This window comes from Nocardioides sp. Root240 (assembly GCF_001428825.1).
In the GTDB taxonomy this organism is placed as follows: domain Bacteria; phylum Actinomycetota; class Actinomycetes; order Propionibacteriales; family Nocardioidaceae; genus Nocardioides.
The window spans coordinates 600,169-626,194 of the sequence record NZ_LMIT01000013.1; the positions used below are offsets into that span (position 1 = coordinate 600,169).

24 protein-coding genes and 1 riboswitch are annotated in these 26,026 nt (G+C 72.4%); of the genes, 7 read left to right on the forward strand and 17 right to left on the reverse strand.

The annotated features are described in order from the left end of the window. Window positions 1-44 precede the first annotated feature (44 nt). The 3 genes from ASE20_RS20255 to ASE20_RS20265 are packed head-to-tail and all read left to right on the forward strand — an operon-like array spanning window position 45 to window position 3,338. A complete protein-coding gene (locus ASE20_RS20255) occupies window positions 45-821 on the forward strand; it encodes an ATP-binding cassette domain-containing protein (RefSeq protein ID WP_056896335.1) in 777 nt (258 codons plus the stop codon). Window positions 822-829: 8 nt separating this feature from the next. Continuing rightward, complete coding sequence (locus ASE20_RS20260; protein ID WP_056896336.1) at window positions 830-2,113, forward strand: sugar ABC transporter permease; 1,284 nt, start codon at window positions 830-832, stop codon at window positions 2,111-2,113. A gap of 10 nt (window positions 2,114-2,123) precedes the next feature. Then, window positions 2,124-3,338, forward strand: a complete 1,215-nt coding sequence (locus tag ASE20_RS20265; protein ID WP_056896337.1) for an ROK family transcriptional regulator — start codon at window positions 2,124-2,126, stop codon at window positions 3,336-3,338. A gap of 211 nt (window positions 3,339-3,549) precedes the next feature. Here the strand turns inward: ASE20_RS20265 and ASE20_RS20270 are convergent, their stop codons facing one another. Genes ASE20_RS20270 through ASE20_RS20285 form a run of 4 tightly spaced genes read right to left on the reverse strand, consistent with a single transcriptional unit; the run spans window position 3,550 to window position 7,943 of the window. Then, window positions 3,550-4,722, reverse strand: a complete 1,173-nt coding sequence (locus ASE20_RS20270) for an ROK family protein (protein ID WP_056896338.1) — start codon at window positions 4,720-4,722, stop codon at window positions 3,550-3,552. Further along, window positions 4,715-5,887, reverse strand: a complete 1,173-nt coding sequence (gene xylA, locus ASE20_RS20275; protein WP_056896339.1) for a xylose isomerase — start codon at window positions 5,885-5,887, stop codon at window positions 4,715-4,717. The genes ASE20_RS20270 and xylA overlap by 8 nt, the downstream gene beginning before the upstream one ends. Before the next feature lie 13 nt (window positions 5,888-5,900). Continuing rightward, window positions 5,901-7,304 carry a xylulokinase gene (gene xylB, locus ASE20_RS20280; protein ID WP_056896340.1) on the reverse strand — a complete coding sequence of 468 codons (1,404 nt, stop codon included), beginning with the start codon at window positions 7,302-7,304 and terminating at the stop codon, window positions 5,901-5,903. A 27-nt stretch (window positions 7,305-7,331) separates the two neighbouring features. Beyond that, entirely contained in the window at window positions 7,332-7,943 is a 612-nt protein-coding gene (locus tag ASE20_RS20285) for a DUF4126 domain-containing protein (RefSeq protein WP_056896428.1), read from the reverse strand. A gap of 43 nt (window positions 7,944-7,986) precedes the next feature. Between ASE20_RS20285 and ASE20_RS20290 the strand changes: the two genes are divergently transcribed. Next, window positions 7,987-8,448 carry a DUF5709 domain-containing protein gene (locus ASE20_RS20290; RefSeq protein ID WP_056896341.1) on the forward strand — a complete coding sequence of 154 codons (462 nt, stop codon included), beginning with the start codon at window positions 7,987-7,989 and terminating at the stop codon, window positions 8,446-8,448. Between the two features lie 119 nt (window positions 8,449-8,567). Further along, on the forward strand, window positions 8,568-8,714 hold the full coding sequence (locus ASE20_RS25205) for a GPGG-motif small membrane protein (RefSeq protein WP_164483684.1): 147 nt from the start codon (window positions 8,568-8,570) through the stop codon (window positions 8,712-8,714). A 148-nt stretch (window positions 8,715-8,862) separates the two neighbouring features. Here ASE20_RS25205 and ASE20_RS20295 read toward each other — a convergent pair whose 3' ends face one another. The 8 genes from ASE20_RS20295 to ASE20_RS20330 form a co-directional block, all read right to left on the reverse strand. Next, complete coding sequence (locus tag ASE20_RS20295; RefSeq protein ID WP_056896342.1) at window positions 8,863-9,969, reverse strand: NAD(P)/FAD-dependent oxidoreductase; 1,107 nt, start codon at window positions 9,967-9,969, stop codon at window positions 8,863-8,865. Continuing rightward, complete coding sequence (locus ASE20_RS20300) at window positions 9,966-10,865, reverse strand: DUF1295 domain-containing protein (RefSeq protein WP_056896343.1); 900 nt, start codon at window positions 10,863-10,865, stop codon at window positions 9,966-9,968. Before ASE20_RS20300 ends, ASE20_RS20295 begins: the two co-directional genes overlap by 4 nt. 24 nt (window positions 10,866-10,889) lie before the next feature. After that, entirely contained in the window at window positions 10,890-13,529 is a 2,640-nt protein-coding gene (locus ASE20_RS20305) for an EAL domain-containing protein (protein WP_162261055.1), read from the reverse strand. Window positions 13,530-13,738: 209 nt separating this feature from the next. Continuing rightward, complete coding sequence (guaA, locus tag ASE20_RS20310; RefSeq protein ID WP_056896345.1) at window positions 13,739-15,325, reverse strand: glutamine-hydrolyzing GMP synthase; 1,587 nt, start codon at window positions 15,323-15,325, stop codon at window positions 13,739-13,741. A 113-nt stretch (window positions 15,326-15,438) separates the two neighbouring features. Then, window positions 15,439-17,067: a chaperonin GroEL gene (gene groL / locus ASE20_RS20315; RefSeq protein WP_056896346.1), complete on the reverse strand. Its 1,629-nt coding sequence runs from the start codon at window positions 17,065-17,067 to the stop codon at window positions 15,439-15,441. A gap of 104 nt (window positions 17,068-17,171) precedes the next feature. Next, complete coding sequence (locus tag ASE20_RS20320) at window positions 17,172-18,029, reverse strand: ATP-grasp domain-containing protein (RefSeq protein ID WP_056896347.1); 858 nt, start codon at window positions 18,027-18,029, stop codon at window positions 17,172-17,174. A gap of 10 nt (window positions 18,030-18,039) precedes the next feature. Continuing rightward, on the reverse strand, window positions 18,040-18,867 hold the full coding sequence (locus tag ASE20_RS20325; RefSeq protein ID WP_082612643.1) for an SGNH/GDSL hydrolase family protein: 828 nt from the start codon (window positions 18,865-18,867) through the stop codon (window positions 18,040-18,042). Window positions 18,868-18,929: 62 nt separating this feature from the next. After that, window positions 18,930-19,394, reverse strand: coding sequence for an OsmC family protein (locus ASE20_RS20330; protein WP_056896349.1), 465 nt, complete (start codon window positions 19,392-19,394; stop codon window positions 18,930-18,932). Between the two features lie 60 nt (window positions 19,395-19,454). On the opposite strand from ASE20_RS20330, the gene ASE20_RS20335 reads away from it, so the two are divergent. Both ASE20_RS20335 and ASE20_RS20340 read left to right on the forward strand, forming a co-directional pair. Further along, window positions 19,455-21,041, forward strand: coding sequence for an AMP-binding protein (locus ASE20_RS20335; RefSeq protein ID WP_056896350.1), 1,587 nt, complete (start codon window positions 19,455-19,457; stop codon window positions 21,039-21,041). Window positions 21,042-21,073: 32 nt separating this feature from the next. Continuing rightward, window positions 21,074-22,300, forward strand: a complete 1,227-nt coding sequence (locus ASE20_RS20340) for a hypothetical protein (RefSeq protein WP_056896351.1) — start codon at window positions 21,074-21,076, stop codon at window positions 22,298-22,300. A 4-nt stretch (window positions 22,301-22,304) separates the two neighbouring features. Here the strand turns inward: ASE20_RS20340 and ASE20_RS20345 are convergent, their stop codons facing one another. From ASE20_RS20345 to ASE20_RS20365, 5 genes are all read right to left on the reverse strand, one after another. Next, window positions 22,305-22,583: a MoaD/ThiS family protein gene (locus ASE20_RS20345; RefSeq protein ID WP_056896352.1), complete on the reverse strand. Its 279-nt coding sequence runs from the start codon at window positions 22,581-22,583 to the stop codon at window positions 22,305-22,307. A gap of 38 nt (window positions 22,584-22,621) precedes the next feature. Then, a complete protein-coding gene (gene thrC, locus ASE20_RS20350; RefSeq protein WP_056896353.1) occupies window positions 22,622-23,899 on the reverse strand; it encodes a threonine synthase in 1,278 nt (425 codons plus the stop codon). A gap of 10 nt (window positions 23,900-23,909) precedes the next feature. Then, a riboswitch (SAM riboswitch) is annotated at window positions 23,910-24,055 on the reverse strand. A gap of 89 nt (window positions 24,056-24,144) precedes the next feature. Continuing rightward, the gene (gene otsB / locus ASE20_RS20355) at window positions 24,145-24,987 is read right to left on the reverse strand and encodes a trehalose-phosphatase (protein ID WP_056896354.1); all 843 of its coding nucleotides are present in this window, start codon (window positions 24,985-24,987) and stop codon (window positions 24,145-24,147) included. 79 nt (window positions 24,988-25,066) lie between these two features. Next, window positions 25,067-25,624: a LytR C-terminal domain-containing protein gene (locus tag ASE20_RS20360; protein ID WP_082612696.1), complete on the reverse strand. Its 558-nt coding sequence runs from the start codon at window positions 25,622-25,624 to the stop codon at window positions 25,067-25,069. Between the two features lie 23 nt (window positions 25,625-25,647). After that, window positions 25,648-25,944, reverse strand: a complete 297-nt coding sequence (locus ASE20_RS20365) for a DUF3263 domain-containing protein (protein WP_056896356.1) — start codon at window positions 25,942-25,944, stop codon at window positions 25,648-25,650. Window positions 25,945-26,026 lie beyond the last annotated feature (82 nt).

Here is a 26,026-nt window from a genome sequence, read left to right on the forward strand (position 1 = left end):
CCCGCACCACCCATCCCGATCCCCGCCACCCTGGAGGCACAGGCATGACCGAACCGCTGCTCGAGCTGCGCGGTGTCAACAAGAGCTTCGGCGTCGTCCACGTCCTGCACGACGTCGACTTCGCCGTCTACCCGGGCCAGGTGACCGCCCTCGTCGGTGACAACGGCGCCGGCAAGTCGACCCTGGTGAAGGTCATCGCCGGGATCTACGGCCGCGACAGCGGCGACTACCTCTTCGACGGAGCCCCGGTCACCGTCCACGGCCCGCGCGACGTCGCCTCCCTCGGCGTCGAGGTCGTCTACCAGGACCTCGCGCTCTGCGACAACCTGGACATCGTCCAGAACATGTTCCTCGGCCGCGAGCTGCGCCGCTGGCCCGTCCTCAACGAGGCCGAGATGGAGTCGAAGGCGCGCGAGACGCTCGCCTCGCTGTCCGTGCGCACCGTGAAGTCCGTCCGCCAGCCCGTCGCGAGCCTGTCCGGCGGCCAGCGCCAGACCGTCGCCATCGCGAAGGCCGTGCTCTGGAACTCGAAGATCGTGCTCCTCGACGAGCCGACCGCGGCCCTGGGCGTGGCCCAGACCCGCCAGGTCCTCGACCTGGTACGACGCCTCGCCGACCGCGGCCTCGGCGTCGTCCTGATCTCGCACAACATGACCGACGTCTTCGAGGTCGCCGACCGCATCACCGCGCTCTACCTCGGTCGCGTCGCGGCCGACGTACCGACCTCCGAGGTGACCCACCGCGAGGTGGTCGAGCTGATCACGGCCGGCCGCAGCGAGAGTCACGGCATCTCCGAGTCCCCCGCGACGGCAGCGATCTGAGGGCCACGATGACCACCGAGACTCCTGAGACCACGCCCGCCACGCCCTCGTACGCGGAGGCGGACTTCGCCGTCGACAGCCACCGCGCCGGCACTCTGCGCGAGGCGGGCATCGACTACCTGAACCGGGTCCGCGGCGGCGACATGGGCTCGCTGCCCGCGCTGCTCGGCCTGCTCGTGCTTTTCCTCGTGTTCGGGCTGACCACCGACAGCTTCTTCACCAACCTCAACCTGGCCAACCTCACCGTGCAGGCGGCGCCGATCTGCGTGCTCGCGATGGCGCTCGTACCGGTGCTGCTGATCGGCGAGATCGACCTCTCGGCGGGCTTCGCCGGCGGCACCAGCGCCGCGGTCACCGCCCTGATGATCGTCGACCACGGCCAGTCGTGGCCGGTCGCCGTCGTCGGCGGGCTCGCGACCGGCGCCGTGATCGGCACGATCATCGGAACCGCCGTCGCCAAGCTCGGCATCCCGTCGTTCGTCGTGACCCTGGCTTTCTTCCTCGCCCTGCAGGGCGTGATGCTGAAGCTGATCGGACAGGGCGGCTCGGTCCGCTTCAACGACGAGGTGCTGCGCGGCCTCGCCATCAAGAACGTGCCGATCACCCTCGGCTGGGTCGCGGCGATCGCCATCGTGGTGCTCTACGTCGCAATCGCGCTCTTCACCTTCCGCCGCAAGGTCGCCCGCGACCTCGCCCGTCCGCCGTTCGGTCTCGTGCTGGTGCGGATCGGCGTCGTCGCCGTCGTGGTGCTCGGCCTGACGGCGTACTTCAGCGAGAACCGCAGCCGCAACCCGGTCTTCCCGATCGAGGGCATCCCGTGGATGGTCCCCGTCGTCATCGTGATCCTCATCCTGATGACCTTCCTGCTCAGCCGCACCACCTTCGGCCGGCACCTCTACGCCGTCGGCGGCAACACCGAGGCCGCGCGCCGGGCTGGCATCAACGTGATCTACATGCGGATCATGGCGTTCGTGCTGTGCTCCTCGCTCGCTGCGGTCGCCGGCATCCTGCAGGCCGCCTACAGCGGCAAGGTCTCGCCGGGCTCGGGTGGCGGCAACGTCCTGCTGTACGCGGTGGGTGCGGCCGTCATCGGCGGCACCAGCCTCTTCGGTGGCCGCGGCCGGGCGATCGACGGCGTCATCGGCGGCATCGTCCTGGCGACCGTCGACAACGGGCTGCCACTCCTCATCGAGGAGAGCTACGCCAACTACCTGGTCACCGGCGGTGTGCTGCTCCTCGCTGCGAGCGTGGACGCCCTCTCCCGGCGTCGGCGCTCGGCCAGCGGGGTCTAGCGTGGCAGGTGTGCGGACGGGGACCGGTACCAACCAGGAAGCGGTCCGCCGTCACAATCTCGGGACCCTGCTGCGCCACGTGCACGACTCGGGCGAGGTCTCCCGCGCCGAGCTGACCGCCCGGATGGGCCTCAACCGCTCGACCATCGCCGCCCTGGTCAGCGAGCTGGACACCCTCTCCCTCATCGAGCACGCCTCCCCCGCGACCGAGCGTCGCGGGGCGGGGCGGCCCTCGGCGGGGGTCCGGATCCGGGACGACGGTCCGTACGTCGTCGCCGTCGACCTCGGCGTCGACCACGCGGTCGTCGCCCGGGTCGGCCTCGGCGGGAAGATCTGGCACCGCGCCGCGGCCCCGATCCCCGAGGAGCCGGAGGCGTGGCTGGTCGGCTCGACCGTCGCCAACCTCGTGCGTCAGGTCGTCGCCCTGTCGCCGGCCGACGCGCCATTGATGGGCATCGGCATCGCCGTCCCCGGTCTGGTACGACGCAGCGACGGGCTGATCCGCCACGCGCCGAACCTGAACTGGCACGACGTCTCCTTCGGGTCCATCGTGCTCGCAGCGTTGTCGCTCGACGTACCCATCGCGCTGGGGAACGACGCCGACCTCGGTGCCCTCGCCGAGCACCGTCGCGGTGCCGCGGTCGGGGTCGACGACGTGGTGTACCTCTCCGGCAACGTCGGTGTCGGTGCCGGCGTGATCACCAGCGGCCACCGGCTCGAGGGTGTCGCCGGGTACGCCGGCGAGGTCGGCCACCTCTACCACGACGCCCGCGGCCTGCCCTGCCACTGCGGCAGCCGAGGCTGCTGGGAGACGGTCGTCGGTGCGCCGGCCATCGCGGAGGCGTTGCGCTGCCCCGCCGACCAGGTCGCCCGGCTCGGCGAGATCCTCGACGCGATGACCGTCGCGCCCCGCGAGCTGCGCCCGATCGCGACCGACCTCGGCCGCGGCCTCGCCTCGGTCGTGAACATCTTCAACCCGAGCGTGGTCATCCTCGGCGGCTACTTCCTGCCGCTCTTCCGGCTCTGCCGCACCGAGGTCACCACCGGCCTCGGCGAGCGCGCGCTGGGGCCGACGCGCGACGCCGTACGGATGACGCTGCCGGGCCTCGGCACCGACTCGGTCCTGCTCGGCGCCGCCGAGATGGCCATGGAACCGGTCTTCGTCGACCCCGTCGCCAGCCTCGCCGCCGCCGTCACCGACGCCCCCGCCCGCCTCGCCGGCTGACCCCGCGAAGTGTTAGTTCTTGCACGCCGAAGTGTTAGCGCGTGCGCGCCGAGGTGTGAGAACGTGCGCGGCGAGGTGTTGGTCCTGGACGCCAACGCGTCGCATCGGCCGGACGCAGCAGGCCACTCGTGCCACGTCGACGCGCACCTTCTCACACTTCGACGCGCACCTTCTCACACTTCGGCGCGCACCTTCTAACACTTCGGGGGGGTCAGAGGAGGTCGGAGGTGCCGGAGAGGACGTGCTCGAGGGCGCGTTCGGCGGCACCGGTGGAGGCGGAGCCGGTGCCGAGCTCGCCGAGACGGAGGTCGGGTACGCCGAGCGCGCTGCTGGCCAGGGTCGCGGCGAGCTCCTCGGCCGCTGGGATGAGGACCAGGTCGCCGAGGGGGGCGAAGTAGCCGCCGAGGACGATGGTGCCGGGGTCGACGACGCCGGTGACGACGCCGAGGCCGCGGCCCAGCCAGCGGGCGACGGAGGCCACGCCTTCGCGCACCGCGGGCGAGGACGACGCGGCCAGCGCCACGGCCGCAGCGGTCTCCTGCGGCGTACCTGCCTCCGGCCGGCCCACCGCGGCGAGCAGGGCGTGCAGGCCGACCGAGGCCTCCCAGCAGCCGGTCCGTCCGCAGCCGCAGCGGGCGGTCGGCTCGCCGACGGGCAGGTGGCCGACCTCGCCGGCGAAGCCGCGGGCGCCGCGCAGCAGGCGGCCGTCGTCGACCAGGCCGGCACCGATGCCCACGGTTCCGGTGAGGTACAGCAGGTGCCCGGCGCCGCGACCGGCACCGTGGTGCAGCTCGGCGAGCGCCGAGCAGTCGGCGTCGTTGGTGACGCGGGTGCGCCCGGACCAGCCGAGGGCGGTGTCGACCGCGTCGGCGACGGCGGTGCCGGCGACGTCGAGGTTGGGCACCCAGACGGCGGTGCGGTCGTCACCCCCCACCAACCCCGGTACGGCGACCGTGGCACCCTCCGGCGTCAGCCCCGCCGCAGCAAGGTCGCCCGCCAGCGACTCCGCCAGGGCGGCGAGCGCGGCGACGACTCCACCGGAGCCGACCGGCCGGGTGACGTCGCGGCGCACGGTGCCGGCGAGGTCGAGGACGACCGCGGCGACGTACTCGACGTTGACCTCGAAGCCGAGCCCGACCGGCCGGCCACCCTCGAGCGTGAGCAGCTGCCCCGGACGGCCACGCTCACCGTTGCGGACCTGCGAGAGCTCGCGGACCACGCCCGCATCCTCGAGTCCGGCGGCGATGGTGCCGACGGTCGCCTTCGCGAGCCCGGTCCGGCCGGCCAGCTCGGCGCGCGACGCCGGGCCGTCGGTCCGCAGGGAGCGGACGACGGCCGCGGCGTTGCGTCGCCGGAGCGAGTCGGGCCCGGAGGTGTCAGCCACGAACGCCGTAGAGGTGCTCGAGGGCGAGCTGGTCGAGCTTCTCCATCGCCACCTCGCGCGTCGCGAGCGCCTCGATCGCCGCGGCGTCGGGCAGCGTCCACTCGAGCAGGCCGCGCCAGCCCTCGCCGTCCGCGAGCGTGGGGCGGGCGAGCTCGGGCAGCTCGGCCTCGACCAGCGCCGCCTGGACCTCGGGGTCGGCGCGGAAGGCGGTCACCTTGTCGCGCAGGATGAGGTAGTTGTCGATGCACGCCTTCGCCGAGGCCCACACGCCGGCCTCGGTCTCCGGGCGGACCGGCTTGTAGTCGAAGTGCACGGGTCCGTCGTACCCGCCCGAGACGAGCGTGTCGACCACCCAGAACGCTCCGCGGACGTTGCCGGCGCCGAAGCGCAGGTCCTGGTCGTACTTCGGGCCGTTCTGGCCGTTGAGGTCGATGTGGAACAGCTTGTCCTGCCACAGCGCCTGGGCGTAGCCCGCGGCCGCGTTGAGCCCGGCCATCTCCTCGTGCCCGACCTCCGGGTTGAGGCCGACCAGCTCGGGCCGGTCGAGGGTCTCGATGAACGCCAGCGCGTGGCCGACGGTCGGCAGCAGGATGTCGCCGCGCGGCTCGTTGGGCTTGGGCTCGATCGCGAAGCGGAGGTCGTAGCCCTGGTCGACGACGTACTCGCCCAGCACGTTGAAGGCCTCCTGGTAGCGGTCGAGCGCGGCCGGCACGTCCTTCGCGGCGCCGTACTCCGCGCCCTCCCGGCCACCCCAGCAGACGTAGACCTTCGCGCCCAGCTCGGCGGCGAGGTCGAGGTTGCGCATCACCTTGCGGAGCGCGAACCGGCGCACGTCGCGGTTGTTGGACGTGAACGCGCCGTCCTTGAAGACCGGGTGCGTGAACAGGTTCGTCGTCGCGGTGGTGACGACGAGGCCGGTGTCGGCGAGCCCCTTGCGGAAGCGCTCGATGATCCCGTCGCGGGTGGCGTCGTCGGAGCCGAACGGGATCAGGTCGTCGTCGTGGAAGTTCACGCCGTAGGCGCCGATCGCGGCCAGCTGCTCGAGCGCGTGGACCGGGTCCATCGGCGCGCGGGTGGCGTCGCCGAACGGGTCGCGCGCCTCCCAGCCGACGGTCCAGAGACCGAAGGAGAACTTGTCAGCGGGGGTGGGGACGGGGCGGTTCATCAGGGTTTCCCTCTCAGGAGTCGGCGAGTCGGTCGCGCAGCGCGGCATAGCGCTCGCGGACCGTGGGATCGGACAGCGTTGGATCGTGCGGAGGTACGACGGGCAGCGTGGTCTCGGTCGGCAGGGCCCACTCCGGCGGAGCAGGGGTGCCGGCGAGTGCCCAGGCCGCCTGCCGCGCGGCGCCGCGGGCGACGTACTCCCCCGGCTCGGGGAGCACGACCTCGCGCCCGAGCAGCGTCGGGGCGAGCGCCCGGACGGCCGCGCTGCGGGCGGCGCCGCCGGTCAGCAGCACGCGGCGGGCCTCGACGCCGGTCGCCGCGACGAGGGCGTCGACCGCGTCGGCGAGCGAGCAGAGCAGCGCCTCGAAGGCGGCGCGGGCCAGGTCCTCCCGCGTCGTCGCGGGCGTCAGGCCGGTCCAGGTGCCGGTGGCGCCGGGACGGTTCGGGGTGCGCTCGCCGCCGTAGTACGGCGACAGCGTCACGCCGCCCGCGCCCGGGGTGGAGGCGAGGGCCAGCGCGGCGAGCCCGTCGTGGTCGACACCGAGCCAGCGGGCCTGCAGGTCGAGGATCCCGGCGGCGTTCATCGTGGTCACCATCGGGAGGTAGCCGCCGGTGGCGTCGGCGAAGCCGGTGACCGTGCCGGTGCCGTCGGCCACCGAGTCCGGTACGACGGCCGAGGCCACGCCCGACGTACCGATGGACACCAGCACGTCGCCGGGGCCCAGGCCCAGCCCGAGGGCGGCGCCCATGTTGTCGCCGGTGCCGGCGGCGAGGACCTGGCCCGCCGCGGTGTGCCCGGCGACCGCGCCCGGGGCGACCACGAGGGGCAGCGCGGCGTCGTGGCCGAGCGCGGCGGCGAGCAGGTCGTGGCGCCAGGCGCCGGTGCGGGCGTCGAAGTAGCCGGTGCCCGAGGCGTCGCCGCGGTCGGTGAAGGCGGCGGTGCCCGGCGCGGCGAGGTGGGCCGAGACGTAGTCGTGCGGGAGGAGCACCCGCTCGACCGCCGCGGCGAGCGCCGGCGAGCTGTCGCGCAGCCAGCGCAGCTTGGTGCTGGTGAAGGAGGCGACCAGCACACTGCCGAGCGCCTCGGCGCAGGCCTGCGGCCCGCCCAGCTCCTCGACCAGCGCTGCGGCGGCCGGCGCCGAACGGGTGTCGTTCCAGAGCAGTGCGTCGCGCACCGGCGAGCCGTCGGCACCGAGGGCGACCATGCCGTGCTGCTGGCCGGCCACCGCGACCGCGTCCGCCCGCTCGACCAGTCCGGCCGTCGCGGTGTCGACGGCAGCGAGCCAGGCCCGCGGGTCGACCTCGGTCCCGGGCGGGTGCGGGGCGGACTGCTGGGCCACGACGGTCCCGTCGACAGCGTCGACGAGGACGGCCTTGGTGGATTGCGTCGAGGAGTCGACGCCGAGGACGAGCGGCACGACTCCTATTTAGTACGAGACTTGAACTTAAGTCAATGGGTCCGACGGAACCGGGCCACGACGGCGCTCGCGCCACGCCCGGAACCGGGCCCACCCCCGTCGTACCCACCGCCACGCGAGCCAGAGCAGGGCCAGCCCCGCGACCAGCAGCACCAGCGCGATCGCGGCCGCCGGGACCGGGTGCTCCACCGCGAACCACACCACCGCGAGCACCGCGACGTCCTCACCCAGGCTGATGCCGATGTTCGAGAACGGCTCGGGGACGGTGTTCACCGCCATCCGGGTGCCGGTCTTCACCGAGTGCGACGCGAGCGCGCTGCCCCCGCCGACCACGCCGCCGACCAGCTCGTTGACCGAGGTCGAGTCGCCCGCGATCAACACCCCGACCACGCCGCCCACCACGGGCCGGATCGCGGTCGAGACCACGTCCCACGCGGAGTCGACGTACGGGATCTTGTCGGCCACGAACTCGAAGGCGTACATGAACGCCGCGACGGCCAGCACCTCCCAGCGACCGAGCACGTCGGGCACCTGCTCGAACGAGCCGGCGCGGTCGGCCAGGCCGAGCACGAGGACCACCAGGTAGCTGTTGATCCCGCTGGCCCATCCCGAGGAGAAGGCGAGCGCAAGTGATTCCACGCCGACAGCGTAGGACTCGCCGACCTCGGGGTACCGCAGGCGGATGAGCACCAACGAACCCCAGGACTACAGCGACGACTACAGCGCCGACGACGAGGACCAGCTCCAGCCCGAGGACACCCTCGCGGACGACGACGTCGACGACGAGCTGGACCGCGGCTACTCGCCGCCCGAGGGCTACTCCGCCGCCCAGAAGTACGGCACCACGCCGTGGGAGCAGGCCCACGACCGGCCGCTCGACGACCGGCTCGCCGAGGAGGTGCCCGAGCCGGACCCGCTCGCCGAGCCGGAGGACGAGGACGGGCAGCCCCACGACGCGGACGAGGAGGGCTTCGAGGTCGGCGATGCGCGTGCCGGCCGCCTGGTCGCGCCCGACGCGGGCCTCGGCGACGACCTCGAGAAGGACCTCGTCGCCGAGGACGTCGGGATCGACGGCGCGGCGGCCAGCGCCGAGGAGGCGGCCATGCACGTCGTTCCGGACGACGCCCTGGGAGCCTCGGACTGACCTCAGGGCGCCGTCGGCACCACACCCCGTCGCCCGGTGAAGGTCAGGTGAACCGTCTGCTCCGGGACTGCCGGGGTACCTCGGTTCAGGGCCGCAAGGCCCCTCAGAAGGGAGCAGTCATGACATTCATCTTGTGGATCCTCGCCGTCATCCTCGTGGTGTCCGGCATCGTCAGCCTGGTCAGGGGCGAGGTGCTGTGGGGGGTCGTGCTGATCGTGGTCGGCCTGCTCGTGGGCCCCGGCGGGGTCAGCTTGTTCACCAAGTAGTCCCGCCGGATCGGGGCCGATCACTCCGCGGCGTACTCCTCGCGCAGCTTGCCCTTCCCGCCCTCCCGGTGGGGGTGCGCGGGAGTGCGCCGCGGAACTGCGATTCCCTCCGCGGCCCTGACGCGCGAGAGCCCTGACGGCAACGCCGTCATCGCCGGAAGGGCCGGACCCCGCCATAGATCCCGCGCCGCACGATCAACGGCTGCAGCATCCGATCGACCGTCCACGCGGGGAATCGGAACGGGTGCCCCGAGGGCGCGAACACCCGCAACCCGTCCGCCTCCGGGCCGAGCACGGAGCCCCACCGGCGGCGCGGGGCGCGGTACTCCACCAGCGGGCGGCCGGCCAGGTGGGCGCGGACGTTGCGCCCCAGCAGCTTGTCGGCGCGGTTGCGTGCGGACGAGCGGAGCCGGTCGGTCGCGGCGACGTCGCCGATCGCGAAGACGTCGGGCAGGCCGGGGAGCCGCAGGGTCGGCTCGACCCGCACGAAGCCGTGGCCGTCGAGCAGCTCGTGCGGCAGCCAGTCGGTGTTGGGCCGGACCTTCCCGATCGCCCAGAGCACGGCGCCCGCGTCGGTCGCGGGCTGGCCGGTGGACCACGCGACGGGGCCGGTGGTGATCTCGTCGAGCGCCGATCCGTCCGGTACGACGGCGCGGTGGCCCGGCAGCAGGCGCACCCCCGCCGACGCGAGCCGCCGGCGGGCGACCTGCCAGACCCGCGGGTGGTGCTGGGGCAGCGCCCGGTCGCCGGGGAAGGCGAGCGTGACCGGCTTGTCCGGCCACCGGGTCGCGAGCTGGAGCGCGCTGCTCACGGCGGCCGCTCCCCCGCCGACGACGAGCACGCTCGGCGCGGCGCCGAGCCGGTCGTGCGCGGCGGCCAGACCGGCGGTGACGTCGGCATCGGTCTGGAATCCCGGGCGCCGCCAGAAGCCGTTGCTCACACCGGTCGCGATCACCAGGACGTCGTACCGGATCGTGCGGTCGCCGACGTCAACCGTCCGCGCCTCCGGGTCGAGGCCGACCAGCTCGCCGTGGACGACCTCGGCGCGGTCCAGCCGCCGGAAGCGGTCGAAGCCGATGCGGTAGTCACGCGCCCAGTCGTCGGGGCGGGCCAGCCGCAGGCCGAGCTCCTGGCCGCTGACCAGGCCGGGCTTGCTGGAGATGCCGACGACGTCGACGTCCGCGCGGGCGAGGTGGATCGCGGTCAGCAGGCCGCTGTCACCCAGGCCGGCGACGACGACGCGCGGCCGCGTCATGCGGGAGTACGGCGGCGCGGCGGGCGCGGCACCAGCCGCGGCACGCGGTCGATCACGTCCTGGTAGGTCGGCCGCCGCTCGAGGCTGCGCTTCTCCATCATCGGGATGCTGGCACCCTCGAACATCGCCGTCATCGCGACCCCGCCGACGACGAGCCACCACCAGTCGCCCGGCGCACCGGCGATGCCGAAGAGTGCGAGCGACCACCAGAAGGCGACCTCGCCGAAGTAGTTGGGGTGCCGCGACCAGGCCCACAGGCCCTGCTCCATCGCCTGCCCCGGCTGGCGGACCTTGATGAAGGCGCGCATCTGCGCGTCGGACACGAACTGCAGGACCGGCGCCCCGATGCCCACCACGAGGGCGACCCCGTCGAGCCAGCCGAGGTCGTCGCCCGGCCGGGTCAGCACGGCGTACGCCGGCACGAGGCCCAGGAACACGATGAGCGTCGGCACCAGGTGGATGCCCACGAAGTCGGCGGCCAGCGCGAAGCGGCCGGCACTCGCGCGCACCTCCGGGTAGCGGAAGTCCTCGTGGTGCAGGCCCGGCCAGTCGTGCAGCCAGTTGCCGGTGAGGCGGATCGCCCAGACCGCGACGACCACGACCAGCAGGACCGAGCGCTCGTCGCTGACGCCGACCACGTCGCGCGCGGCGAGGAACCAGAAGCCGACCAGGAAGGGCGGCAGCACGCTCCAGTACGGGTCGTAGCAGCTGGAGTTGTGCAGCAGCCTGCTCGCCCCGAACACGACCACGGTGGCGACCAGGTCCGCGACGAGGCCGTCCAGCCACCACCACTCGGTGTCCGGCCCGGCGACCAGCCACACCGTGGCCGCACCGAAGGCAACCAGGTAGGCCAGCCCGACGCGGACCAGGGATGCGGTCTTGCTCAACTGGGTCACCCGACGAGGCTACTGGAACACGTTCTAGTTTGGCAGGCCTTCGCTGCGCCGGTTGCGGCCGGCTCGGCGCCGCTTCGCGACGTACATGCGCTGGTCGACGAGCCGCAGCAGCTCGTCGTTGTCGTGGCCGTCCACCCCGATCAGCGCGGAGCCGATGCTGGCCCCCACCCGGCCGTCGAGGGCGAAGGGGTGCGCGTCGAGGGCGGCCTGGACCCGCTGGCGCAGGCTGTCGGCGAGCCGGGTGTGGCTGCCCCACTCGTCGAGGCGGACGACCAGGACGAACTCGTCGCCACCGACGCGGGCGACGGTGTCGTCGGCCCCGACCGCGGAGCCCAGGACGTCGGCGACGACGCACAGCACGCTGTCCCCGGCGGCGTGGCCCAGCTCGTCGTTGACCGCCTTGAAGCCGTCGAGGTCGAGCATCACGAGGGCGTGCGGCGAGCGTCCGGGTGCGGAAGCAGCCGTCAGCGCCTCCTGCAACGCGATCCGGTTGGCCAGCCCGGTGAGCGGGTCCACGCGCCCCTGCGCCCGCAGCCGGTCGTGCTCCTCGTGGTGCGGCGTCACGTCGATGAGGGCGTGCAGCCGCATCGGCTCGCCCTGCGGGCCGGTGAGCTCGCGGACCCGCACCTCGACCAGACGCACCTCGCCGTCGCGCGTCACGACCGTGGCGGGCGTCGCGTCGCGGCCGGTCGTCGGCTGGTCGCGGGTGGTCAGCCAGCTGCTGACGGTCTGGCCGCGCAGGGACGCGGACGGTACGCCGAGCAGCGCGGCCGCCTCGGCATTGGCCTGGAGCACCTGGTCCTCGGCGTCGCTCACCAGCACCGGGGTGGGTGTGGCGTCCAGGATCGAGGTGAGCCATGCGTTGCGGGTGCGCAGGTCGGTCTTGAGCGCGCGCCGGCGGCGGTCGTTCCCCGCCCACAGCAGCACGGCGACGAAGCCGGTTCCGATGAGGATCCCGATGATCAGCGGATCGGCGTGACCGATGGCGGTGCCGACCGCCTCGTCGCGATCCTGCTCGACGAGCAGCCACCCGCCGATGGCCGGGACGGCGCTGACCGCCCACAGCATGCTGTCGTCGCCGTGTCCCGAGGCCTCACGACCGGCGAGCAGCCGCTGGTCGGTGGAACGCCGGCCCACCCTCCCGCCGGAGTCGGCCAGGGTGATGTCGTGGCGGTCGACGACGCTGACCCGGACGCCGTACCTCCGGAAGACCGCCGTCATGTCGGCCTGCAGGCCGGACAGCGCGATCGTCGCCACCACGAAGCCGCTCACCCGGCCGCGGTCGTCGCGCACCGCCGCGGCGACCGCGATCGCCCAGGTCCGGTCAGGCGTCATCAGCTGGTAGGCCTGCGTGATGTAGGCGGACGTGGAGCGACCGGCCGGTCGGTACCACTCGCGGTAGGCGAAGCTGCGGCCCACCACCACCGGCTCGGGCTGCTCAGGGGCGAGCGCGAGCATGGTCCCGTCGGCGGCGTACAACGAGGTGTTGAAGATCCCCCGGGAGGACGACGCGAGCGCCTCGAGCGCGAGCTCCATCCGCTCGGGGTCGCGGGTCGCCAGTGCGCGACCCACCGTGTCGCTGCGGCTGAACGTCGTGACGACGTCCCGGAGCCCGCCGAGGCGCATGTCGACGCCCTCGGCGGCCAGCGAGTCGATCGCGGCGAGCCGGGTGCGTGCCGCGTCGGTCAGGTTCTCGTGGCTGTGGTGGTGTCCCGCCGCCGACAGCACCGCCACCAGGACGAGCACCGATGCGACCAGCACGGCGAGGACGCGGGGCACCAGTCGTTCGAAGGCGGAGAACCGGTGGGCGTCGGGGTCCGTGGCGAAGGCCGGCAGCAGCACCGGGTCGTCCAGACGACCGAGCGCCTCCGGGACGGCCCCGGCGACCAGCAGTCGTTCCACCTCAGGGGCCGGGAGCGGCCGGCTCATCAGGAAGCCCTGCCCGAACGGGCAGCCCAGCCGCCGCAGCGCCGCGACGTGGCGCGGACGCTCGATGCCCTCGGCGACGACGTGCACGCCCAAGGAGAGGCAGAAGCGCACGAGCGACTCCGCCATCCGGTCACGCCGGCCACCACTGCCGAGGTACTGCACGAACGAGCGGTCGATCTTGACGCCGTCGACGTGGAAGCGGCGCAGGTAGTCGAAGCTGGCGTTCCCGGTGCCGAAGTCGTCGAGGGTGACGTTGGCGCCCATCGCGGCGAGCTCGGCGAGCACCTGCTCGTGCCCGCGCCCGGTCTGCGACAGCAGGGTCTCGGTGAGCTCGACGATGACCGCGTCCATCGGCAGCCCGGCCGCCTCGGTCGCCTCGCGGAAGCGCACCGGCAGCGTCGGGTCGTCGAGGTCCGCCGGGGACAGGTTCACGGCCAGGCACAGCCTGCGCCCGGCGGGGATCCTTCGCCACGCGGCGACCTGCTCCGCGGCACACGTGAGCACCATCTCGTCGAGGTGCACCACCAGGCCCGAGGCCTCCGCGACGTCGAGGAAGGCCGACGGCGGCACCAGCTCGCCGGAGTCGGGATCACGGAGCCGGGCCAGCGCCTCGACCGCGACCATGTCCCCGGTCCGCAGGTCGTAGCAGGGCTGGTAGTGGACGACGAGGTCACCCTGTGCGAGCGCGCGCGCCAGCCGCTCCGCAGTCAGTGCCTGCGCAGCAACGGATGCCATGGCGACCTCGCTCCCGGCCACGCCTGGCACTGCTCCCTCAGGACGGCGGGCCCCCTGTGCTCGATGGTAGGAGCGCAGGGGCGGGCGCCGCGCCGGAACGGCGAGGCCGGCGTGGATCGGGTCCGACCGTCGCCGCCGGAGGCCTCGAAAGACCATCCGGCGCCGGGACGTTGGTCCCGGTCCACCCGGCCCGGCCTCTCAGGCGGCGACTACTCCCACTCGATCGTGCCCGGGGGCTTCGACGTGATGTCGACCGTCACCCGGTTGACCTCGGCCACCTCGTTGGTGATCCGGGTCGAGATCTTCTCCAGCACGTCGTAGGGCAGGCGGGCCCAGTCGGCGGTCATCGCGTCCTCCGACGTCACCGGACGGAGGACCACGGGGTGGCCGTAGGTCCGGCCGTCGCCCTGGACACCGACCGAGCGGACGTCGGCGAGGAGGACGACCGGCATCTGCCAGATGTCGCCGTCGAGCCCGGCGGCGGTCATCTCCTCACGGGCGATCGCGTCGGCCTCGCGGAGGATGTCGAGGCGCTCGCGGGTCACCTCGCCGATGATCCGGATGCCCAGGCCGGGGCCCGGGAAGGGCTGGCGCTGGACGATGACGTTGGGGAGGCCGAGCTGGGCGCCGACGGCGCGCACCTCGTCCTTGAACAGCTCGCGGAGCGGCTCGACGAGCTCGAACTCCAGGTCCTCGGGGAGGCCGCCGACGTTGTGGTGGGACTTGATCGTCGACGTGCCGGAGCCGTGGCCGGACTCGACGACGTCGGGGTAGAGCGTGCCCTGGACGAGGAACCCGACCTTGGAGCCCTCGGGCGCGTCCTTGATGACCTCGAGCTCGGCGCCCTCGAAGGCGCGGATGAACTCGCGGCCGATGATCTTGCGCTTGGCCTCGGGCTCGGAGGTGCCGGCGAGGGCGTCGAGGAACTGCTTCTCGGCGTCGACGATGACCAACTTGGCGCCGGTCGCGGCGACGAAGTCACGCTCGATCTGCTCGGTCTCGCCCTTGCGCATCAGGCCGTGGTCGACGTAGACGCAGGTGAGGCGGTCACCGATGGCCTTCTGCACGATGGCCGCGGCGACCGCGGAGTCGACGCCGCCGGAGAGGCCGCAGATGGCACGGCCCTCGGGACCGACCTGCTCGCGGATGCGCGCGATCTGCTCCTCGGCGATGTTGCCGATGGTCCAGGTCTGGCGGCAGCCGGCGATGTCCCACAGGAAGTGCTCGAGGACGCGCTGACCGTGCTCGGAGTGCAGCACCTCGGGGTGCCACTGGACGCCGGCGAGGCCGCGGTCGACGTCCTCGAAGGCGGCGACCGGGGTGACCTCGGTCGAGGCGAGGACGGTGAAGCCCTGGGGCGCGGCGGAGACGGAGTCGCCGTGCGACATCCACACGTTGTGCTCGGCCGGGATGCCCTCGAGGAGGGTGCCGCCCTGGCTCACGCTGACGCGGGTCCGGCCGTACTCGCGGGCGCCGGTCGCGGAGACGGTGCCGCCGAGGCCGCGGGCCATCAGCTGGAAGCCGTAGCACATGCCGAAGACGGCGGGGCCGGACGTGAAGACGGCCGGGTCGATCGCCGGGGCGCCGTCGGCGTAGACCGACGACGGGCCGCCGGACAGGATGATCGCCTTCGGGTTGCGGGCGACCATCTCGGCGACCGGCATCGTGTGCGGGACGATCTCGGAGTAGACCCGCGCCTCGCGCACCCGGCGGGCGATCAGCTGGGCGTACTGCGCCCCGAAGTCCACCACCAGGACCAGGTCGTGCTCGTGCTGGGTCTGCGCGGCCTCCGTCATGGCCGAATCGTAATGTGCGCGCTCCCCGGGGACCGCGTCGGGGCCACGTCCGAAATGCCACGAGGCCCCCGCCGGAGCGGGGGCCTCGTGGGTGGTGCTGAGGTGGGGCGGACTCAGAAGTCCATGCCGCCCATGCCACCGGTCGGGTCGCCACCAGCGGCGGCCTTCTCCGGCTTGTCGGCCACGACGGCCTCGGTGGTGAGGAACAGCGCGGCGATCGACGCGGCGTTCTGCAGCGCCGAGCGGGTCACCTTGGCCGGGTCGATGATGCCGTTGGCCAGCAGGTCGACGTACTCACCGGTCGCGGCGTTGAGGCCCTGGCCGGCGGGGAGGTTGGCGACCTTCTCCGCGACGACGCCGCCCTCGAGGCCGGCGTTGATCGCGATCTGCTTCAGCGGGGCGGACAGCGCGACCTTCACGATGTTCGCGCCGGTGGCCTCGTCACCCTCGAGCTCGAGCTTGTCGAAGGCCGTGGCACCGGCCTGGACCAGCGCGACGCCACCACCGGGGAGGATGCCCTCCTCGACGGCCGCCTTCGCGTTGCGGACGGCGTCCTCGATGCGGTGCTTGCGCTCCTTGAGCTCGACCTCGGTGGCCGCGCCGACCTTGATGACGGCCACGCCGCCGGCCAGCTTGGCGAGGCGCTCCTGGAGCTTCTCGCGGTCGTAGTCCGAGTCGCTGTTCTCGATCTCGGCGCGGATCTGGTTGACGCGACCCTCGATCTGGGCCTGGTCGCCGGCACCCTCGACGATGGTGGTCTCGTCCTTGGTGATGACGACCTTGCGGGCCTGGCCGAGCAGCTCGATGCCGGCCGACTCCAGCTTGAGGCCGACCTCCTCGGAGATGACCTGGCCGCCGGTCAGGATCGCGATGTCCTGCAGCATGGCCTTGCGGCGGTCGCCGAAGCCCGGCGCCTTGACGGCGACGGACTTGAAGGTGCCGCGGATCTTGTTGACGACCAGGGTCGACAGCGCCTCGCCGTCGACGTCCTCGGCGAGGATGACGAGCGGCTTGCCCGACTGCATGACCTTCTCCAGCAGCGGCAGCAGGTCCTTGACGTTGCTGATCTTGCTGTTGGCGATGAGCACGTAGGCGTCCTCGAGGACGGTCTCCATGCGCTCGGGGTCGGTGACGAAGTAGGCCGAGATGTAGCCCTTGTCGAACCGCATGCCCTCGGTGAGCTCGAGGTCGATGCCGAAGGTGTTCGACTCCTCGACCGTGATCACGCCCTCCTTGCCGACCTTGTCCATCGCCTCGGCGATGGCGTCACCGACGGTGGCGTCGCCACCGGCGGAGATGGTGGCGGTGGCAGCGATCTGCTCGCGGGTCTCGACGTCCTTGGCCATGCCGAGCAGCTGCTCGGACACGGCGGCGACGGCGGCCTCGATGCCGCGCTTGAGACCCATCGGGTTCGCCCCGGCGGCCACGTTGCGCAGGCCCTCCTTGACGAGCGCCTGGGCGAGGACGGTCGCGGTCGTCGTACCGTCACCGGCGACGTCGTCCGTCTTCTTCGCGACCTCCTTGACCAGCTCGGCGCCGATCTTCTCGTAGGGGTCCTCGAGCTCGATCTCCTTGGCGATGGAGACACCGTCGTTGGTGATCGTGGGGGCGCCCCACTTCTTCTCCAGGACGACGTTGCGACCCTTCGGGCCAAGGGTGACCTTGACGGCGTCGGCGAGCGTGTTCATGCCACGCTCGAGGCCACGCCGGGCCTCCTCGTTGAAAGCAATCAGCTTCGACATAACTCCTGCGATCCTTCGCGATGTCCGTTGTCACTCTCAAGGCGAGAGTGCCAACGTCATGTTTAGCACTCGACCATGGCGAGTGCAAGGAGAGGTCCGGGTTCTCAGCGCGGATTCAGCCGAGGGAGGACGGCGTCGGCGAACCGGACGGCGTTGGCCGGGTCGACGTCGAGGTAGAGGCCCGGCTCGATCAGCTCCAGCTCGCTCACCACCCAGGCGCCCTCCCAGGACATCAGGTCGATCCGGGCGTACGCCAGGTCCGCCCCGGTACGACGCTCGACGGCCCGGACCGCCTCGGCGGCGACCTCCGCACGCGCCGGGTCGAGCGGCACCGGGCGCGAGTGCCCGCCGTACAGCTCGTGGACGCGGACCTCGCCCGCCGCCGGGGCCTTGTCGACCTGTGCGACCGCGACCCCGCCGAAGACGTAGACCGACGACTCCCCCACCGTGCGCACGGACTCGACGACCGGCTGGATGATCCACGGCCCGGGGACCAGACCCTCCAGCCGCGGGTCGGCGAAGCTCTCCGCGACCACGAGGCCGGTGCCGCCCGCGCCGGTGCGCGGCTTGATCACGACGCTGCCCCAGCGCTCGAGCCCGGCGGTGAGCCCGCCGGCCAGGTCGGTGTCGTCGAGGGTCGCGGTCGGGACCGCCGGGACGACGTCCGCGAGCTCGGCCAGGTAGACCTTGTCGGCGTTCCAGGCGAACACCTCGGCACCGTTGAGCAGCGGCGTCGACGCCTCGACGCGGCGTGCCCAGTCGAGGAAGGCGGGCAGCCGCCGGTGGTAGTCCCAGGTGGAGCGCACCGCGACCAGGTCGGCGTCCGACCAGTCGACCGCCGGGTCGTCCCACCGCTCCCAGCGGGCGTCGACGCCGCGCTCGGCGAAGGCGGCGACCAGGGCGGCACCGCCCGGCTCACCGTCGGGCATCAGGTCGAAGGTCGCGAGCAGGAGGGTCGGCACCCGGTCGAAACTACAGAGCGGGCGCGTGGTGGCCGAAGGGCACGCGACCGCTGTGGCCGAGCGCCAGCAGCACCGACGGCAGCAGCGCCTTGGCGGTGCGTTTGTAGCCGAGCGCGCTCGGGTGGAAGCGGTCGAGGCTGAACATCTCGTCCGGGTTGGTGATGAAGAAGGGACCGACCACCGAGGCCAGGGAGACCGCGTGTGCGCCGTTGCGGACGGCGACCTCGGCCTGCGCCGCGGCGAGCTGGCGCGACATCCGCGAGCCCAACGAGCGCAGCGGCTGGGGCACCGGACGGAGCGCGCCGAGGTCGGGGCAGGTCCCCACGACGACCTCGGTGCCGCGCTCGAGCAACCGCACGACGACCTCCTCCAGCTGCGCCGCCGACGTCGCCGTCGGCACCCGGTGCGTGACGTCGTTGCCACCGACGACGATCACGGCGACGTCCGCGCGGTAGCCCTCCGGCAGGCCGTCGAGCTGGCCGGCGAGCGCCGAGGTCTCGGACCCGACGACCGCCGCGGTGCTCAGGGACACGGGCCGCTGCAGCTCCTTGGCGAGCCCGCGGGCCAGCCGCGCACCGAGCGTGTCCTTGGGCCGCTCCGCGCCGAGGCCGGCCGCTATCGAGTCACCGAGCACCAGCAGGTGGAGCGGTACGCCGGCGTACGACTTCCGCTTCCACGTCTTGTCCGCCGCGAGCGCCTCCTCGCCGAGCGGCTTGCCGATCCGGGCACGGGCGATCGCGGCCTGCCTGCGGAGCAGCTCGCGGCCTCCTCCGGTGGTGACACCGACGCCGGCCAGGACGACGCCGACGGCCACGAGGGCCCTGCGGGGTGTACTCATGGGTGCTTTGAACCAGACCCACGTGAACGGTTCGTGGCCCTGCGGTGGCGCGCAGCCCCAGATCAGCCGACCTCGGTCACCGGCTCGTGCCGGACGGGGAAGTTCACCGACGCGGCGATGAAGCAGTTGCGGCTGGCCTCCTCATGGATCTGGCCGGCGAGCCGTGCCTGCGCGGCATCGGCGATCCTCACGCGCGGGCGCAGCAGCACCTCGGTGAAGCGACCGCCCTGGCCGACCTGCTCCATGGTGCCCACGGGGCTGTCGTCGTAGCCGGTGACGACGATGCCGTGGTTGACGGCGGAGTGGAGGTAGGACAGCAGGTGGCACTGGGCGAGCGCGGCGAGCAGCAGCTCCTCGGGGTTCCACCGGGACGCCTCGCCTCGGAAGGTCGGGTCGGCGGAGCCGAGGAGGTCCGGCTTGCCCTCCGCGCGGAGCAGCACGTCGCGGCCGTAGTCGCGGTAGCCCGACGTACCGGAGCCGTGGTTGCCCTGCCAGACGAGGTCGAGCGCGTAGCGGTGCGTGGCCATGGTCCCATTCTGTCGAAGAACGCTGGCGAGAACTTGTTCTAGTTTGGCAGGCTGTCCACTGTGACCGCCGCCACAGCAACGCCCCGCCCGATCAACCTCGCCGACGTCCTCGAGGCGATGGCCGACGCCGTGCCGGACCGGGTCGCCGTGTTCACCATGGACCGGGCGTGGACCTTCGCCGAGATCGACGACCGCGCGACCCGTCTGGCCAACCACCTGACCGGGCTCGGCATCCAGCCGGGCGAGCACGTCGCGGTGCACGCGACCAACAGGATCGAGTGGGTGGACGCGCTCTACGGGTGCCTCAAGGCGCGGGCGGTCCCGATCAACATCAACTTCAAGTACCTCCGCGACGAGCTGGCCTACCTCTACGACAACGCCGACTGCGTCGCGACGATCATCGCCCCCGAGTACGTCGACGCGGTCCGCGCGCTCGACGTCCCCACGCTCCGCGAGATGGTCGTCCTCGGCGAGGGCTACGACGCCGCACTCGCCGCCGCATCGCCCGAGCGCCCGGTCAACGGCCGCTCAGCCGACGACCACTACGTGCTCTACACCGGCGGCACGACCGGCAACCCGAAGGGCGTCGTGTGGCGCAACGAGGACCTGCTGCGGGCCGCGCTGAACGCCGCGCGCTACGGCGCCCCGCTCGAGTCGGTCGAGCAGCTGGCCGAGGAGGCGGTGGCCGTCGAGACCCCGATGGTGCTGCTCGCCTGCGGCCCGATGATGCACGGCGGCAGCCAGTGGATCCTCGGCAACGGCCACGTCGCCGGCCAGACGGTTGCCCTCTTCACCGACGCGAACTTCAGCGCGACCGGCGTCCTCGACCTGGTGGAGAGGGCGAAGGTCGTCTCGCTGACCTTCCTCGGCGACGCGATGGGCCGCCCGGTCGCCGAGGCGATCCTGGCCGAGCCGGACCGGTGGGACCTCTCGAGCCTGGTCGCTGTCTCGAACGGCGCCGCTCCCCTGTCCGACGGCGTCCGCGAGGAGATCCGCCGCGCCCTGCCGGGCCGCTTCATCCTCGACTCGTACGGGTCCTCGGAGTCCGGCGCCGCCGGCTCCCGCATGGACGACGGCTCCGAGGGCGGCTCGGCCGCGCCGCGGTTCACGGTCGACGACAAGGTCGAGGTCTTCGACGCCGAGATGAAGCCGTGCCCGCCGGGCGTCGACGGCATGCTCGCCCGCACCGGCCCGGTCCCGCTCGGCTACTACAAGGACCCGGTCAAGACCGCCGCCACCTTCAAGGAGGTCGACGGCGTGCGCTGGGTCGTCCCCGGCGACTTCGCCCGCCGCGAGGAGGACGGCTCGGTGACCGTGCTCGGCCGCGGCTCGGTATGCATCAACACCGGCGGCGAGAAGGTGCACCCCGAGGAGGTCGAGGCGGTGCTGCTGCGCCACGACGAGATCTTCGACGCCGTCGTGGTCGGTACGCCGCACGAGCGGTGGGGCCAGCAGGTGACCGCCATGGTGCAGCGCCGCGAGGGCTCGACGCTCACCGAGGACGACGTGCGCGACCACTGCCGCGCCCTCATCTCCAACTACAAGGTGCCGAAGACGGTGCTCTTCATCGACACCGTTCCGCGGACCCCGGTCAGCAAGGTGGACTATCCTGCGAGCGCCGCGCTGGCGGCACAACTGCTGGGCTGACCGAGGCCCGGCGCATCGTCTCGGGAGGACCCGTGCGCCGATTCCTGCGCCTGCTCACGGCCGTGGCGCTCGGCGCGGCCCTCGTATGTGCCCCGTCGGCCGGCGCCGCGGAGGCCACCTGGCTCAACGTGTCCGGTCACGACCCGCTCCTGAACGAGAACGGCGACGGCTACTGGGAGTCGGCGACCGTCACGGTGACGACCGACGCCGATGCCGTGCACTGGTCGCTGCTCTCGGCGGGCGGGCAGGCGGTCGCCGAGGCCGACCTCACGCCGGACCAGCTCGTCACGGCGCACGGCCCGGGCGGGGTGGCGCTCCCGATCAGCTCCGCCACGACCGGCGCCCCGCTGCCGGCCGGCACCTACGCGTTCTCGGTGACGGCCACGGCCGCCGGGAAGGCGCCCGCCGCCGCCTCGACCCCGATCTTCGTGAGCACGGCACCGCCGCTGACGGCACTCACCCCCAGCGCGCCGACCATCTACCCCCGCGACACCCACCCCGGCGTCCCGCACACCATCGCCTTCCGGCACCACCTCGACACGACGATCACGCAGTCGACCTCGGTGATGTTCCAGGTGCTCGGCCCCGACGACTTCGTCGACGGGGCGTGGATCGTCGACGGTGACGAGCCGCTGCTGCGCTGGAACGGCATGTACCAACCACCCGGCGGCGGCATGTCCCTCGCCCCCGAGGGGACCTACCGGATCAGGATCCTGCTCTCCGACGGCGACCACTGGGCCGACGGTCCGCTGTCGAAGCCGTTCACCGTCTCCTGGGACTACCGGGCCCTGGTCACGACCGCCATCACCCGTCCGGCGGCAGCGACCCGCACCGCGACGCTCACCCAGCGCCATGCCCGGGTCCGCGCTGTCGACGGCAGTCTGCGCTACCGGGCCTTCAACACCAGCTGGCGGCAGGAAGCTCTCGCCCGCACCGCCCACCGTGTGGGCGTCCCGCGCAACCGGGTGCCGGGCTATCCGGTGCTCCTGGTCGTCCGCGGCCGCTACCAGTGGGACATCGACACCGACCTCGAGGTCGTCACCCCCGACGGGCGGGTGCGTGACATCGACCTCTTCGCCGCGAAGGACCGTCGCCGGCTGATCTATCCGATCCCGCGCAGCCTGGTGCGCGCCGACGGCACCTTCCGGTTCCGCCTGCTGTGGACCAGCCACGGCCCGACCGGAGCCCCGGGGCGCACCGGACGCACCGACACCGTCGGCGTCCAGTACACGAGGTACGTCTGGCGGGGGCCGCGCTGAGTTCTCAGCAGCCGCCGGCGACGGCGGGGATGACCGACACCTCGGCGCCGTCGGGCGTCGGGGTGGCGAGGTCCTGCTCGAAGCGGACGTCGTCGTTGTTGACGTAGACGTTGACGAAGCGGCGCAGCTTGCCGTCCTCGTCGACGATCCGGCCCTTGATGCCCGCGTAGGTGGCGTCGAGGTCGTCCAGGATCTCCGCGACGTTGGCGCCGTTGGCGCTCACCTCGGACTCGCCGCCGGTGTAGGTGCGGAGGATGGTGGGGATCCGGACGCTGACTGCCATGGGGGTTCCTTCGTGCTCGGGCTTGCTCGGGTGGGTGCTCAGAGACCCGTCGCCTTGAAGGCGCTGTAGGTCGGAGCGATGGTCGCGGCGGCGCTGACGTGGCCGGAGACCGCGTCGAGCGTCTTGAGGCCGTGACCGGTGTTGATGATGACGGTCTCGAGCTCCGGGTCCAGCTGTCCGGTCTCGACGAGCTTCTTGGCGACCGCGGTCGTCGTACCGCCGGCGGTCTCGGTGAAGATCCCCTCCGTGCGGGCCAGCAGGACGATGCCCGCGCGGATCTCCTCGTCGGTGACCTCCTCGATGGCGCCGCCGGTACGACGGGCGATGTCGAGGACGTAGATGCCGTCGGCCGGGTTGCCGATGGCCAGGCTCTTGGCGATGGTGTCCGGCTTGACCGGGCGGATCGCGTCGGTGCCGGCCTTGAAGGCGGTGGCGACCGGGCCGCAGCCGGTGGCCTGCGCGCCGAAGATGCGGTAGGGCTTGTCCTCGACGAGGCCGAGCTTGATCAGCTCCTGGAAGGACTTGTCGACCTTGGTCAGCTGCGAGCCGGAGGCGACCGGGATGACGACCTGGTCGGGCAGGCGCCAGCCGAGCTGCTCGGCGATCTCGTAGCCCAGGGTCTTCGAGCCCTCGGCGTAGTAGGGGCGGACGTTGACGTTGACGAACGCCCAGCCCTCCTCCTCGCCGGCGATCTCGGAGGCGAGCTTGTTGACGTCGTCGTAGTTGCCGTCGACGGCGACGAGGTTCTCGGTGAAGATCGCCGAGTTGACCTGCTTGGGCTGCTCGAGGTTGCTCGGGATGAAGACGACCGTCTTGATGCCGGCGCGGGCGCCCGCGGCGGCGACCGCGTTGGCGAGGTTGCCGGTCGAGGGGCAGGCGAAGACCTTCGCGTCGAGCTCGCGGGCGGCGCTCAGGGCGCAGGCGACGACGCGGTCCTTGAAGGAGTTGGTCGGGTTGGTCGAGTCGTCCTTCACCCACAGGTTGGTGATGCCGATCTCGCGGCCGAGGTTGTCGGCCTTGATCAGGCGGGTGAAGCCGGGCTCGGTGTTCGGGCTGGACTCGATGTCCGAGGGCACCGGCAGCAGCGCCTTGTAGCGCCAGATGTTGGCCGGGCCGGCCTCGATCTCCTCGCGGGTGATCGCCGGGAAGTCGTAGGCGATCTCCAGCGGTCCGAAGCACTCCGGACAGGCGTAGAAGGGGCCGAGGGCGACCTGGTGCCCGCACTCGCGGCAGGCCAGGGCCTTCGCGTGCCCGAAGGCACCCTCGCGCAGGGTGCTGGTGGTCGTCGTACCGGGTTCCGTCGCAACGGCGCTCATGGATTCCTCCTTCTCATCTGTCCCGTGCGACTTTCGCCGGGTCGGATTTGGCACCGTGTTCCGCGACGTCCGCGTCAGCTGTGCTGACGCGTCCGGGAGTTCGCGGCGGTTGCCGGGACTTCTTCGGGCCGTTCCCTCAGTCCCTCTGGATGAGCAGGATCAGCGTACGGGTGACAGGTCACCCACCACGAATCGAGATTCCGGATGCCGAGACGGTCGTCCGGGATGTGAGATGTACGGCGCCGTCAGCGCCGGGCGCGTGCGTCGGCCGCGAGTCGGCCGAGCAGCTCCAGCACCCCGTCGGGACCGCGGACGACGACGTCCGAGAGGTCCATCAGCGCGCTCTGCTCGTCGGACGCCGAGCAGACCCGCAGCGTCGCCAGGCCCTGGCCGGCGAGGTCCTCGAGCGCCTCGAAGGCCTCGACGTCGCCGAGGTCGTCGCCCGCGAACACGAAGCCCTCGGCGTCGAGCACCGCCGCGAGCCGGTTGACGACCATGCCCTTGTGCGAGCCCGCCGAGCGGACCTCGATCACCGAGCGGCCCGGCTCCAGCACCAGCCCGTGCTGGCGCGCCAGCTCACGCATCGGGGGCAACAGTCGCTCGAACGCCTGCTCCGCGTCGGGCAGCCGCCGGGTGTGGACGGCGACCGCGAGACCCTTGTCCTCGACGAAGGCGTCGCTCGCGTCGGCCTGGCGCAGCGTCCGCGGCAGGTCGCGCTCGAACGTCGCCAGCCCGCGCGGCGGTCGCGCCCCGAGGATCCGGCGCCGTCCCGAGCTCCAGCGCTCGTTGCCGTACTGCCCGAAGACGAAGAGCTCCTTGCCGGCCGCCTCCAGGGCGTCGCCGACCTCCTCCAGCCCGCCGAGGTCCAGCGCCTGTCGCGCCGGGCGACCGGTGATCACCGCGATCGCGGCCACCTCCGTCGCCAGCTCGACGAGCACCTCGGCCGCCCCGGGGTGGATGTGCGCCCGGGCGGGGTCGTCCACGATCGGCGCCAGCGTGCCGTCGAAGTCCAGGCCGACGACGGTCCGCGACGCGACGCCGACCACGGCGTCGTAGCGCTGCTCACCTTCGGCGGACGCGAACCTCACTGCTCCATCCCACCACGTCTTCACACGACCGCGGTGACCGGTGTGTGAAATTTCAACCCTCCGGAGGCGGAGGGCAGGCTCAATCGAGCTCGCCGGTGAGGATGAGGGTGAGCTTCGTGTCCGACATGTCGCTGTCGGTGTCGGCCGGCTTGATCCGGGCCACGCCCAGGTCGAGGGCGAGCAGCTGGGCTGCGGCCTTCTTGCCCTTCGGGAAGTAGACGGTGGTGGCCGGGACGGTGCCGTACCAGTTGTCGGCGGCGGCGACCGTCCAGCCGGCCTCCTTGACCTTCTCCGACACGCGCCCGGCGAGGCCGGCGATCGCGGTGTTGTTGAAGACGACGACGGAGTGCTCGCTGCGCACGACCGGCTTCGGGGCGGGTGCCTCGGTGGTCGCGGTGTCGGTCGGGGCGCCGGTCGTCGCGCCCTCGGAGGGAGCGTCCGTGCCGTCGGACGACGCGTCGTCGGTCGGGTCGGCGGCCGCGGTGGTGGCGGAGATGTCGCGCTCGGCGGGCTCGTCGCCGCGCGTGGTCACGAAGGCCACCGCGGCGAGGATCACCGCGACGACGCTGAGCAGGACGACGGGCGAGGGCAGGACCGCACCACGTTCGTTGCGAGCAGGCCAGGCGGGGAAGGTCACGGCCACCTCTCTGGGGACGTCGGTCAGATCTCGAACCCGAGGCGGCGCGCGGAGCGCTGGCGCTGGCGCTGGGAGCGCAGGCGACGCAGGCGACGAACCAGCAGCGGGTCGTGGGCGAGTGCCTCGGGACGGTCGATGAGGGCGTTGAGCACCTGGTAGTAGCGGGTGGCGCTCATGTCGAACTGCTCGCGCACCGCGGTCTCCTTGGCGCCGGCGTACTTCCACCACTGACGCTCGAACTCCAGGATCGCGCAGTCACGGTCGCTGAGGTCGGCCGGAACGACCGGGGTGGCGTCCTGGTGGCTGCGCTCGGCGCTCATGAGGTCTCCTCGACGCTCGGATGGGGCAGTTCAACGGGTGTACGGACACCCACTCTAACCCGCGAATCACATCGATGTCATT